The sequence below is a fragment of the Chelativorans intermedius genome, from assembly GCF_025398255.1.
GTDB classification, from domain to species: Bacteria; Pseudomonadota; Alphaproteobacteria; order Rhizobiales; family Rhizobiaceae; genus Chelativorans; species Chelativorans intermedius.
Window position 1 is genome coordinate 42,116 of sequence record NZ_JAODNW010000010.1, and the last position, 12,722, is coordinate 54,837.

Below are 12,722 nucleotides of genomic sequence, written 5' to 3' on the forward strand. Positions count from 1 at the left end.
GGGGGAGCGCTTCCCCCTGACCGGTCATGCAGCCATCAGGTCAGCGGGCCGTCGCTGCCCGGTTCGCCCGGCAAGGTCTGGGGATGCAGCTCATAGTCTTGCTGCCTGTCCTCGGGCACATACACCCGTTCGCGGATGATGTTGTCCTCGGCCCAGTTGTACATGAAGATCGGAGCCCCGGCCGGTATGTTGGCAAAGCGCTTGTTGATGATCAGCGCGCCCGGATATTGGGTAAGCCCCACCGAATAGACGTTTTCGGTGAACACCCTCTGGTAGCGCCTCATCAGCTCGGCGCGCTCGCCCAGATCCTGCGTGCGTACGAAGGAACGTACGATCTCCACCAGTTCTTCCTCGAAGGGCAGGAGATCGAGCGTGCCGTCCGGCCCGGCCCGGTGGAACTGGTGCACGTGCGGTCCGGTCGGCGCCAGCATCGCGGTGTTCTGCACCACCGTCACCATCTCCGGTGTTTGCCGGAAGACCTGCCAGTCGAAGCGGCCCGACTGGTAAAGCGCATCGCGCGAGGCGCCTTGCTGCAGGTTGAGGATCACCCGCAGACCCAGCTTCTGCATCATGTTGACCACGCCCTCCGCAAGATTGCGGTCGGTGTTGTAGTCCGCGTTGGCCAGTAGGGTGATCTCGACATCCTGTCCATCGGCCATCCCGTCAGGGAAATTGCGGATGCCGTTTCCGTCCGTGTCCTTCAGCCCCAGACCGTCAAGAAGCGCGTTGGCCGCCTCGAGATTGTAGGGGTAGTAGGCCGTGGATTCCTTGTCATAATAGGTCGTGCCTGCGTAAAGGCCCCCGGGATAGATGGCTGTAAACGGCCCGCGTACCAGCGATTCTCCCAGCCTCTGCCGGTCGATTGCCATGGTCACCGCCTTGCGGAAATCGAGCTCGCGATTCAGCTCACGCACGGCCTGTGCGCGTTCGTCCGGCTCGCCCCATCCATTGGCTGACATGTTCATCTGCAGCGCGTAACCGATCGTCCGCGGCCCGAACTGCAGCCTGGCAGGCGCTGTTTCCTCGGCACTGCGGCGCAGTGCCTCGACATAGCTTTCAGGCTGCTCCAGATTCGAGAAGTCGCCGGAACCGGCAACGGCCTGCACGTCGCGATCAGCCCAGGTAGACAGCCGGTAGTGCACCTCGTCGAGATAGGGGAGCTGGTTTCCCTCCTCGTCCACCTTCCAGTAGTAGGGGTTCCGGCGCAGCACGATGATGTCGTCCGGCCGGTATTCCACCGGCACCCACGCACCCATTACCGGCCAGTTCAGAAAATCCGGCGGAAACGCGTTCTTGTATTCCTCATAGGTGTTGTCGGAATATTTCGGGTGCTGGGGTTTCAGGATATGCGACGGCCCCGGGCAGAAATTCCCATACGCCATCTGATAGAGATATTCGGTGGGGAACGGCGTCTTGAACGTCCACCGGATCGTATAGTCGTCGATCTTTTCCAGCGTGGTGCCTTCACCGAAATTTGCCGGGCTTGCGCCATTGAGCGGCGTAACGTTCGGGTCCTGAACATGATCCTCCCAATAGAACATCACGTCCTCGGCATCGAAGGGGTCGCCGTCGGACCATCTGGCCCCCTCGATCAGGTGCATGGTGAGCTGATGGCCGTCCTCGGACCATTCCCAGCTCTTGGCGAGGTTCGGCATGGGCTGAAGTTCCTCGGCCCTGATCGTGAACAGCGGTCCCGTACGCGTGAGGCATTCCATCATGCCGATGTCGATGCCGCCCCAGCCCTGGCTCTGGCCGGCGATGTAGTTCCAGCCCTCCGGCCGCCCGCCGATCACATGGCGCAGCGTGCCGCCGTAGTCACCGATGCCGTCGGGCATGTTGGCCGCCTTGTAGACCATCGGTTCCTTCGGCAGGCGCTCCCCGACGGGCGGCAGCTTGCCGGTCTTGACGAACTTTTCCGTCACCCATTCCGGCTCGTGATATTCGGGCAGCGCCCGGTACTCCAGAATGTCGGAAATGCCGACGAAGACGGGCTCGCTCTGGGCCGGGAATGCCGGCGGGTCGGGCGGCGTGGTGGGTTCGACCATTTGGGCCTGTGCTGCCAGCGCGGACACGCCGAGCAGAAGGCCGGCCCCGGTCAGGGTGCTCAGCTTCCTGTGCATCGTTCCTCCCTTTCATTACCATACGCCCGTCGCCGGGATTGCCGTCCGGTCGAGTGGCGTGCTCGTTGACGGTACCTCTTGCACAATGGCGCGCAATCCGGCTTTCTAAGCACCTTTTCCGGGTTTTAAAGATCGGGTGGGAGCCATGTCGGATGTGAACGGACGCCAAACGGCCGGAGGCGGAAGGGACGTGGCCCCGCGCACGGTGCCGCGTCCCGACCGCCGCTTCTATGCCACCACCAAGGCATTCGGCCGTTTCGGCATCCGCTGGTTCATGCCGCAGCTCATGCCGGCCGAACACTGGCATGGCCATATCGAGTTCAACTGGCTCACGGAGGGCTCGATGGGCTACCTCTTCGATGGCCGTCCGGTGCGTGTCCCGCCGCGGCGGCTGGCCATGTTCTGGGCCGGGATTCCCCACCGCACCGTCAGCATCGACCGGGGCCGGGGCGGCGGTGCCCGTCAGTGCAACATCTATCTGCCGCTCGACACGTTTCTCCACATGCCCAATCTCGGCCGGCTGACGGAGACCATGATCGGCGGCGGCGTCATCATGCTGCCGGAGGATGCCGTCGACAACGCGCTCCTGGAGCGCTGGTATCGGGACTATCGCAGCGGCGATGTCGAGCGCGCCGATATCCTCAAGTCCGAGATCGCCAGCATGCTGCGGCGCACCATGCTGGTCGGCTGGGAGGTGCTCCTGCCGCCGTGGATCGAGACGCAGGAGCCGGTGGCTGGCACCGCCTCACCGCTCGGCTATGTGGTGGCCATGGTCCGCTACATCCATGAGAACCTGGCCGAGCCGATCACCTCGAAGGACATCGCGCGCGTGGTGGGCCTGCACCCCAACTATGCGCTCAACCTGTTCACCCGCGTCATGCGCGTTCCCGTGCGCCGCTTCGTCATCCGCATGCGGCTCATCAGGGCGCGTGCCCTGCTCTTCGAGGGCAATCTGTCGATCGCCAACGCCGCCTTCCAGTCCGGCTTTACCTCGCTCAGCCAGTTCTACGCCCATTTCCGCGCCGCCTATGGCATGACGCCTCTGGAGATGCGGCGCAGCCTGGCCGCCAGCGGGCGGCTGCCCGGCCGCATGGGGGAGACCTGACGCCCCGCGGGCAAGGGTTCAGGCCGCCGTCCTGGCGCGCTCGGGGAACAGCTTGGCCAGCCCCTCGGCGGAGGCTTCCGTCACGCCCCGCTCGGTGATCAGCCCCGTCACCAGCCGCGCCGGGGTCACGTCGAAGGCCGGGTTGCCTGCAGGCGTGGTCTGCGGCGCGATGCGCACCTGGCGGATGCGGCCCTCCGTGTCCCGTCCCCACACCAGCGAGACCTCGTCCTCGGATCGCTCCTCGATGGGGATCTCCTTCACGCCGTCGCGCACCGTCCAGTCGATGGTGGGCGAGGGAAGCGCCACATAGAACGGCACGCCGTTGTCATGCGCGGCGAGCGCCTTCAGATAGGTGCCGATCTTGTTGCACACGTCGCCCTGGGCGGTGGTGCGGTCCGTGCCGACGATCACCATGTCCACCTTGCCGCGCTGCATCAGATGCCCGCCGGCATTGTCGACAATCAGCGTGTGCGGCACGCCGTGGCCGGCCATCTCCCAGGCGGTAAGGTGGGCCCCCTGGTTGCGCGGGCGCGTCTCGTCCACATAGACGTGGACGGGGATCCCCTCCTCGACCGCCAGATAGATGGGTGCTGTGGCCGTGCCGTAATCGACGGTGGCCAGCCACCCGGCATTGCAGTGGGTAAGGATGTTCACCGGCTCGCCGGGTTTCTTTCCGCGGGCGATGCGGCGAATGATGTTGAGCCCGTGCCGGCCGATGCTGCGGTTGAGTTCCACATCCTCGTCGGCAATCTCGGCCGCCCTGCGATAGGCTGCCGCCGCGCGCTCGCCGGGGGGCAGGGGACGCAGCAGGTTGCGCATCTCGTCGAGCGCCCAGCGCAGGTTGATGGCCGTGGGCCGCGTGGCATGGAGCTCCTCCCACACCGCGTCCAGCGCGGCATCGCAGGGGTCTTCGCGCATGCGCATCGCCACGCCGTAGGCGGCGGCAACGCCGATCAGCGGCGCCCCGCGCACCCACATGTCGCAAATGGCGGTGGCGATGCCCGCCACCGTGCGCACGGTCTCGACGCGGAATTCGTGGGGCAGCCAGCGCTGGTCGATGAGATCGACCGACCAGCCGTCCTCGTTCACCCAGATGGTGCGGAAATGCTTGCCTTCGACTTTCATGACAGCCTCCCTGCCGGGGCGCCGCGCCCTTCATCAAGCAGTTGCGCCAGTTGGTTGATCTCGCCGAGCGAGGTGACATGCCGCCGGTTGACGGCGATGTGGCGGCCGAAGCGCAGCGCCGCCGCCTCGCATTGCGCGCGCAGCGCCACATCCTCGATGTCTTCGAAATCGGCGTTGTGGGCGAGGCCCAGGATGCGCCGGTGGATCTCGACGCCCGCAAAGCCCAGCATGTCCTCCCAGACGCCGTGCAGAACGTGGCCGAGCGCCTGCTCGGCGCCCAGCGTGTCGTTCTGCTCTTCATAGAGGCTGCGATGGTACAGCATGCCGGTGCGCTCCGTGCGCCAAAGCGCGGAAAACTCCTCGCGGAAGACGCGCCACGTTTCCTCGATCACATTCAACAGATAGGCGCGCATGCCCGCCCGTGAACCCCCGGTCTCGTGGCCCCTCTGCGCGAAGAAGGCCATCCAGAAATTGGCCAGCAGCATGCCGACATCGAAGGCCATCGGCCCGTAGAAGGCGAATTCCGGGTCGATCACCCGGGTATCCTGCGCCGTCACCATCACCGAGCCGGTGTGCAGGTCTCCATGCACCAGCGTCTCGGCATTGGCGGCGAACAGGTGTTTCATCCGCTGCGCCTCCACCCTCAGGTCGCGGTCGGCACGCAGTTCCGCCACCAGAGGGTCGAGCTGCGGCGTGTGCCGGTTCATCGGCGCCCCGAAATAGGGGTCGGTGAAGACGAGGTTCTCGGTGATGTCGCACAGCTCCACATTGTCGGCAAACAGCGCCAGGTCCGCCTTGCGCTCGCGCGCCTTCATGCAAAGGTCGGAGCCGCGGAACAGCGTGCGCGCCATGAAGAGCCCCAGATCGCGGGCGATCCGCGGCAGCTCCTGGCCCTGGATGAGGGCGCGTCGCAGGATGATGTGCGGCGACAGATACTCCATGGCGATGAGCGCCTGCGCCTCGTCGAAGTGGAAGACTTTCGGCACGGCCCCGGGGGCGCGCGCCTCCTGGCGGGTCAGCGCATGATACTCGAAGAAGGAGCGCTTGAGCGGCAGCGGCCAGCTGTCGCCCACCAGCCGCACATAGGGCAGGGCCTGCTTGATGACGAGGCTGCCCGTCTCGCCCTCCACGATGAAGACGAGGTTGAGGTTGCCGTCTCCCACCTCGCGCACCTTCCAGCCCTGCGGTGCCCCGCCCACCTTTTCGGCGACGGCGGCGACCGCGCCCAGCCTTCGGGGCAGCGTTTCCACGGTCAGTGCTTGAAACGCGTCGTCCGTCATCCCTTCCGTCTCCTCCCTCTCTTGCCGCGGCCCCGGCGGCGATGCGGCCGCTGCCGCGACGCCGGGTCCCGCGAAGGCCGCCGATCGGGCCGGTCCCGCGCCAGTGCCAGCATGTGCGACCATGAGCACGCTACCAAGGCTCTGTCATTTGTCAATCATGTTGACAAATGATTGAACTGTGCCTAGCGTCATCGTGGGAGGAAGGCATGGGACAAGGCGCCATTTTCCGCATTGCGGGTCTCGGCAAGTCGTTCGGCCCTAACGAGGTGCTGCGCGGCGTGACGCTGGAGCTGCGCGCCGGAGAGGTGACGGTGCTGATGGGCGCCAATGGCGCCGGCAAGTCCACCCTCGTGAAAATTGTGAGCGGCGTGTACCGCGCCCAAAGGGGCGAGATGTTTCTGGGCGAGGCCCCCTTCGCGCCGGCTTCCCCGGCGGAAGCCATGCGTGCCGGTGTCGTCACCGTGCATCAGAACATCAATGACGGCGTGGTCGCCGCGCTCGACGTCGCCACCAATCTTGTGCTCGACCGGCTGAGCGGCGGAGGCCGCGGCATCTTCTTCAACCCGCGCCGCATCCGCCGCGAGGCGCGAGAGGTGGCGCGCCGCATGGGGCTCGGCATTGATCTGATGGCGGATGTCACCGGGCTTTCCCTGGCCGACCGGCAGATGGTGGCGATTGCCCGCGCCATGGCGCACGAGCCGAAGGTGATGATCCTCGACGAGCCCACCTCCTCCCTGTCGAGCAGCGAGGCCGACCGCCTGTTTGCGCTGGTCGAGCGGCTGCGCGAGCGCGGGGTAGCCATTCTCTACATCTCGCACCGCATGTCGGACATCCGCCGCATCGCCGACAGGATCGTCAGCCTGCGCGACGGGCGCATCGTCGGTGTCTTCGAGGAAAAGCCGCTCGACTATGAGGGTGCGGTCAACGCCATGCTGGGGCAGAACCTGGGCGCCGGCGGCATCGAGTCGCGGGAGGCGACGGCGCCGGTCTTCACCGCCGACGGGCTTCGGATCGCCGAGGGCGCCAGGCCCTTCTCGCTCAGCCTGGGCATCGGCGAGGTTGTCGCCATCACCGGCCTCGTCGGCGTGGGCAAGACGCGGCTTGCCGAAACCCTGTTCGGGGTTCACCCGCCGCTTGCCGGCGCCATGCGGATCGACGGCCGGCCCTATGCGCCGTCTTCCCCCGCTGCCGCCATTCGCCGCGGCGTCTTTCTCGTCGCCAAGGACCGGGCGAGAACGGGCATCGTTCCCGACTTCAACATCTATGAGAACATCAGCCTGCCATTCCTGCCGCATTTTTCGCATCTCGGCGTGGCCAGCAGGCGGGCGGAGCGCGCCGCCGCGCGTGCCCGGATTGCCGACCTCAAGATCGTCTGCCGCTCCGAGCGCGACGATCTTGCCACGCTCTCGGGCGGCAACCAGCAGAAGGTGACGGTTGCGCGGTGGCTTTCGCAGCCCTCGCGAATGCTCATTCTCGACGAGCCCTTCCAGGGCGTCGACATTGCAGCCCGGCACGACATCGCCGCCAAGCTGCGCGAGAGCGCCGGCCAGCGCGCAACGCTCCTTTTCCTGACCGAGCTCGACGAGGCGCTGGAGACCGCCGACCGCATCCTCGTCATGTCGGAGCACACGATCGTCGGCGAGCATCGCAACAGGAACCTCGACATGGACCGGCTGCTGGCCGATGTGGCGGGCAGGGGGCTTCAGGGCGCGGCCTGAGGAAGAAGGACAGGGAGAGCGCAACCGATGGACAGCGACATGGCGGGCAAGGCGACGGCAAGAGTCGAGGAAGGGCAGGGCGCCCGCCCGCGCCTGTCGCCGCGCGAGCTTGCCATCCGCTATGGTTTCCTCGCCCTGCTTGCCGGCCTCATCGTCTTCTTTTCGCTGGCCACCCGCGGGTTCGCCTCGCCGCAGGCCGCGGTGTTCATCCTGCAGTCGGTCTCCATCACCGGCATCCTGGCCCTTGGCGTCACGGCCACGCTGGTGGTCGGCGGCTTCGATCTTTCGATCGGCGCCATCGCCACCTCCGCCATGATGGCGGCCGCCTATGTGATGGTGGTGCTGGAGCAGAACGCCCTTGTTGCCGTGCTTGCCTGCCTGGCCATCGGCGCCCTGGTCGGCCTCATCAACGGTCTCATCATCTGCTACATGCGCGTGCCCGATCTCCTGGCCACCCTGGGAATGATGTTCCTGCTGATCGGCCTGCAGCGCATTCCCACGGAAGGCCGCTCCATCGCCGCCGGCATGACCCTGCCCGACGGTTCCACGGCGGGTGGCGCCTTCTCTCCCGCCTTTCTGGCGCTCGGCCGCCATCGCTTCGATTTCTTCATCGAGAACCTGGTGCCCGCCTCGGTGGTGGTGCTCGTCGTGCTGGCGGTGCTCATCTGGTTCTTTCTCGAATACACCCGCTTCGGGCGCATGATGTATGCCGTGGGCTCCAACGCGCAGGCTGCCGCCTTCGCCGGCGCGCCGGTCCGGGCCTACAGGATCTGGGCCTATGTCATTTCCGGCGTGTTCTCCGCCATCGGCGGCATCCTGCTGGCCGCCCGGCTGGGCCGCGGCGACATCGCATCGGGCAACAACCTGCTGCTTGATGCCGTGGCCGCTGCCCTCATCGGTTTCGCGGTGCTGGGCGCCGCCAAGCCGAACGCCTTCGGCACCGCCATCGGCGCGCTGTTCGTCGGCGTGCTGCTGCAGGGGCTGACCATGATGAACGTGCCCTACTACACGCAGGATTTCGTCAAGGGGGCGGTGCTCGTCATCGCGCTCGTTTTCACCTTCGCGCTGCTGGGTCGCAACGGCCGGTAGGGCGGGATCTTGGAGGAAACACCAGTGGAGGAAAGAATGAAGACCACACGCAGACATCTGGGCCGGCTGGCAGCCGGTCTTCTGGCCGCCGGCATGGTGTGGCCGGCTGCGGCGGGCGCGCAGGAGATGCCGGCCCCCTTCGACAATCCGGGCGAGGTGGAGATTGCGCTGGTGCGCTACCTGTCCACCGGCGACTTCTTCCAGGCCTATCTCTCCGGTGTGGAGGCGCAGGCCAAGGCGCTGGGCGTGAACCTGCGCGTCTTCGACAGCCGCCAGGATGCCGCGCTGCAGGCCGACATGGTGGACCAGGCCATCGCGCTGGGTGTCGATGGGATCGTCATCCAGCATGGCCTGACGGAATCCATGAAGGAAGCGGCTCAACGCGCCGTCGATGCCGGTATCAAGGTGGTCGCCTTTGACGTCAATGTCGAGAACGAGGCGATCCCGCAGATCGAGCAGTCCGACCGCGACCTGGCCCGCCTGGCGCTGGAGCAGGCGATCAAGGACAATGGCGAAGCCTGGACGGCGGCCTATGTCTATGTTCCCGGCATTGCGCCGCTCGACCGGCGCAACGAGACCTGGGTGGAGTTCAAGGAGCGGTATCCGGGCATCGAGGAGGTCGCCCAGTTCGGCACGCTGGACAATCCGATCGCCAACTCCGTGGCCAATCAGGCCCGCTCCGTCCTTTCGGCCAACCCCGGCATCGAGGTGGTCTTTGCCCCCTATGACGAGTTTGCCAAGGGCGTGAAGATCGCGGTCGACGAGGCGGGGCTTTCGAGCGACGTGAAGATCTATTCCGCCGACATCTCGACCGCCGACATTGCCGCGATGCGCGAGCCCGGCAGCGCCTGGGTTGCCACCGCCGCCACCAATCCGGCCGTGGTCGGCGAGGTCTCGGTGCGCGCGCTGGCCATGCTGCTCGCCGGCGAAGACCCCGGCCGCAACGTCATCGTGCCGCCCACCCTGATCACCCAGGACATGCTCAACGAGCAGGACATCTCCAACATGGAGGAGCTGTCGCAGAAGCTGCCGCAGTTCGCCCATGCCGACGTGGCGGTGCCGGACTGGATGCCGCTGCCGCCGCGCGACTGAGCGCCGGCGCCGCAGCGAGAAGGAAGAAAAAGGGGCGGTCCGTCGGGCCGCCCCTTTTTCCGGGCCGCATCAGCGCAGCGCTGCGGCGATGTTGCCGCCATCCACCGTGGTCACGCTGGCCGTGGTGCGCTCGGCCAGCGCCAGATGCAGGAAGGCCTGGGCCACGTCCTCGGCGCGCACCTCCAGCCCCAGAAGATTGCCGCCCATATAGTCCTTCTCTGAGACGCCGCGCGCCCGCGCGCGGCTGGCGATCATCTCGTCGGTGAGCAGGCCGGAGCGGATGCGGTCGGCATTCACCGCGTTGGAGCGGATGCCTTCGGCACCGTAGTCGAGCGCGTATTGCCGCGACAGGAACAGCGTGGCCGCCTTGGGCAGGCCATAGGCGCCGAAATTGGCGCCCGGATTGACCGCCTGCTTTGAGGTGTTGAAGAGCAGCACGCCGCCCGTCTTCTGCATCTGGAAGATGCGCACCGCGTTCTTCGCCACGTTCTGGTGTGCGAAGAAGTTGAGCTCGAAGCTCTTGCGCAGCGTGGCATCGTCGAGTTCGCCGATCCTTCCCTGCCAGGCCGCACCGGCGTTTGAGACCACGATGTCGACGCCGCCATAGACCTCCACCGCGTGGTCGAAGGCGGCGCGCACGGCCGCCGGATCGGTGACGTCCGCGCCCACCCCTACCGAGGCGTTGCCCGCCGCCTGCGCCGTGGCGCGTGCCTTCTCGGCATCGAGATCGACAACCACCACATGCGCGCCCTCGGCGGCAAACGCCCTGGCCGTTGCCGCGCCGATGGCCCCGGCGCCGCCGGTGACGAGCATCACCTGACCGGACAGGGGCTTGGGCTTGTTGGCGGCGAGCTTGGCCTGCTCCAGAGACCAGTATTCGAGCTCGAAGAGATCGGACAGCGCAAGCGGATGGAAGGAGCCGATGGCCTCCGCCCCCGTAACGGCCTCCACCAGCATCTCGCCCACATCGGCGGCGATCTTCGCCTCCTTCATGCTGCGGCCGTGGCCGAACAGGCCGAGGCCGCGCACCAGGGTAAGCCGCGGCATGGGATCGAGCATGGTGCGCGCCACGTCGTCGCGCGCATTGTTGGTCTCGAAATATTCGCGGTAGCGGTCGGCAAACTCGGCCACCTTCCGGCGGATGGTCTCGCCATACTCGGCCAGCTTGCCGGCCTCCGGCGCGGGCAGGACCATGGGCCCGGTCTTGATGCGGATGGACAGGTCGGGCGTGGAGACGCCGCGCCTGGCAAGCTCCTCGGCGTTCTCGGCATTGACGTAGTCGAGGATCTTCGGGGAGGTGCGGAAGTCCGACACCATGCGGGCAAAGCTGCCCTCGCCCTGGGGAACGGCAATGGCGCCGCGCAGATAGGGGGCGATGTCGGCGGGCGTGGCAAGGGCCGCTGGCAGGCTGACGGGCGTGAAGGGCCGTCTGCCGTGCTGCGCCACGTGCTCCTCGGCCATGGTGACGAACTCGATCATCAGATCATACGCTTCCTTCGCCGTCTCGGCGAAGGTGAAGATGCCGTGCTTGTCGAGGATGAGGCCCTGAACGGAGGGGTCTGCGTCGTAGATGTCGGCGGCCGCCTTGGCAAGGTCGAAGCCCGGCTTGATGTAGGGCACGAAGCCCAGCCGCCCGCCGAAAACCTCCCGGCACAGGGGTTCGCTGTCCTGCTGGTCGACCAGCGCGAGGATGGCCGTGGAATGGGTATGGTCGACGAATTTGTGCGGCAGGAAGGCGTGAAGCAGCGTCTCGATCGACGGGTTGGGCGCGGAGGGGTCGAGCAGATTGGCGCGCTGCATGGCCACCATGTCCTCGTCGGACAGCGCCTTCAGGCTGCGCGCCGCCAGCAGCGCGTCGAGCTTCACCGCCGGCAGGCCGGCAGGCTCGATCACGCCCATGTCCCAGCCGCTTCCCTTGACGCACAGGACCTCCCACTCGATGCCCAGAATGTCCTTCGCGCGGGTCTTCAACGAGGTGTTGCCGCCGCCGTGCAGCACCAGCCGCGGCTCGCCGCCCAGCAGACGGGTGGTGTAGACCCTGAGCGCGAGATCGCGGGAAACGCCCTTGGCGGCGTAGTCCCCCACCAGCTTTTCGGCCTGGCTGTCGTTCCAAAGGTTCTGCATGGTCTCCCCGTATCGTTTGTCGGATTGCAGCGGACGGCGGACCGTCACGCGGTGGCCTTGGCGGTCGTCTTGGCGCCTTTCGCCTCGATGTGCTCGATGAGGCGCCGGGCCATGCGCGAGGTCAGCACCAGATGCGTGAAGAAACGGCCGGCGATGGCAGCCAGAAGCGGCGCGAACTTCTCGTCCTCCTGCACCACCATCAGCCGGCGGGGGATGGCGCGGATGGAATCGAAATCGGCCGAGATGATGCGACGGTTGTAGTCGCAGTCGAGCAGCCGGCCGTTGGCGTCGATGATCTGCCCGGCAATCACGCCAGCCGCGCCCTGCTGCTTGAGCGCCTGCAGCTCCGCCAGGCCAAGCGCCCCGCACTTGATGACATGGCTGTCCTCGTCCAGCGTGCCCACGGTAAACAGCGCCAGGTCGCAGGCGCTGATGCCGTCGAGCTGCTCGCGGATGACCGGCTCCTCGCGCAGGCGGTTTGCCAGATCCGGTGTGCTGAGCACCAGCGGCGCGTAGAAATTGAGGCCGCGGGCATTGAGCCGGCGGGCGATCTCCATCGTGCACTGGTCGGGACGGTAGGAATAGGGAGAGCCGAGATTGCCGCACAGCTCCACCACGGTCACGCCCTGCCGGTCGGCATAGGCCATGGCATCGGCAATGGCATAGACGGTGCGGCCCCAGGCGACGCCCACCCGGTCGCCATTCTTCACCATCTCGAGAAACACGCTGGCCGCCAGCGTCGGGATCTCGGCAGCAGGATCGTCGTTCAGCCCTTCGCCGCCGGCGATCCACACCGTTTCCAGACCCAGCGCATCCTCCAGAAGGCGCGCCATCCTGTCTTCGCGGAAAAGCTGTGTGGAGGTGGAGATGTGGACGATGCCCGCCTCGCGCGCCCGGCGCAGGTAGAGCGCCACGGAAGCACGCGAGATGTTGAGGCGCTGCGCCACTTCGTCCTGGCGCAAGCCGTGGGTGTAGTAAAGCCATGCCGCCTTGTGGACGATCTGATCTGCCGGACGATAAGCCATAGCGCGCCTCCGGTTAGACATTATTCACGGGCTCTGACAAAAGT

9 protein-coding genes are annotated in these 12,722 nt (G+C 66.5%); 4 read left to right on the top strand and 5 right to left on the bottom strand.

Going from position 1 to position 12,722, the window contains the following annotated elements; translation table 11 throughout:
- Nucleotides 1–35: 35 nt before the first annotated feature.
- A complete protein-coding gene (locus NYR58_RS09255; RefSeq protein WP_261520262.1) occupies nucleotides 36–2,120 on the bottom strand; it encodes an ABC transporter substrate-binding protein in 2,085 nt (694 codons plus the stop codon).
- Nucleotides 2,121–2,310: 190 nt separating this feature from the next.
- Between NYR58_RS09255 and NYR58_RS09260 the strand changes: the two genes are divergently transcribed.
- Nucleotides 2,311–3,225 (top strand): helix-turn-helix domain-containing protein, encoded by a 915-nt coding sequence (locus NYR58_RS09260; protein ID WP_261520265.1) that lies wholly within the window; start codon nucleotides 2,311–2,313, stop codon nucleotides 3,223–3,225.
- Between the two features lie 18 nt (nucleotides 3,226–3,243).
- On the opposite strand, the gene mtnA is transcribed toward NYR58_RS09260, so the two are convergent.
- Nucleotides 3,244–4,350 carry an S-methyl-5-thioribose-1-phosphate isomerase gene (mtnA, locus tag NYR58_RS09265; protein WP_261520266.1) on the bottom strand — a complete coding sequence of 369 codons (1,107 nt, stop codon included), beginning with the start codon at nucleotides 4,348–4,350 and terminating at the stop codon, nucleotides 3,244–3,246.
- Nucleotides 4,347–5,630, bottom strand: coding sequence for an S-methyl-5-thioribose kinase (gene mtnK, locus NYR58_RS09270; RefSeq protein ID WP_261520267.1), 1,284 nt, complete (start codon nucleotides 5,628–5,630; stop codon nucleotides 4,347–4,349). The genes mtnA and mtnK overlap by 4 nt, the downstream gene beginning before the upstream one ends.
- Before the next feature lie 206 nt (nucleotides 5,631–5,836).
- Between mtnK and NYR58_RS09275 the strand changes: the two genes are divergently transcribed.
- From NYR58_RS09275 to NYR58_RS09285, 3 genes are read left to right on the top strand one after another with little or no spacing between them, the layout of a single operon-like run.
- The gene (locus tag NYR58_RS09275; protein ID WP_261520268.1) at nucleotides 5,837–7,348 is read left to right on the top strand and encodes a sugar ABC transporter ATP-binding protein; all 1,512 of its coding nucleotides are present in this window, start codon (nucleotides 5,837–5,839) and stop codon (nucleotides 7,346–7,348) included.
- A 27-nt stretch (nucleotides 7,349–7,375) separates the two neighbouring features.
- On the top strand, nucleotides 7,376–8,437 hold the full coding sequence (locus NYR58_RS09280) for an ABC transporter permease (protein ID WP_378074675.1): 1,062 nt from the start codon (nucleotides 7,376–7,378) through the stop codon (nucleotides 8,435–8,437).
- A 36-nt stretch (nucleotides 8,438–8,473) separates the two neighbouring features.
- Nucleotides 8,474–9,529, top strand: coding sequence for a substrate-binding domain-containing protein (locus tag NYR58_RS09285; RefSeq protein ID WP_261520270.1), 1,056 nt, complete (start codon nucleotides 8,474–8,476; stop codon nucleotides 9,527–9,529).
- Between the two features lie 69 nt (nucleotides 9,530–9,598).
- Here the strand turns inward: NYR58_RS09285 and NYR58_RS09290 are convergent, their stop codons facing one another.
- Nucleotides 9,599–11,653 (bottom strand): bifunctional aldolase/short-chain dehydrogenase, encoded by a 2,055-nt coding sequence (locus NYR58_RS09290; protein WP_261520271.1) that lies wholly within the window; start codon nucleotides 11,651–11,653, stop codon nucleotides 9,599–9,601.
- Between the two features lie 44 nt (nucleotides 11,654–11,697).
- Nucleotides 11,698–12,678 carry a sugar-binding transcriptional regulator gene (locus NYR58_RS09295; RefSeq protein ID WP_261520272.1) on the bottom strand — a complete coding sequence of 327 codons (981 nt, stop codon included), beginning with the start codon at nucleotides 12,676–12,678 and terminating at the stop codon, nucleotides 11,698–11,700.
- Nucleotides 12,679–12,722 lie beyond the last annotated feature (44 nt).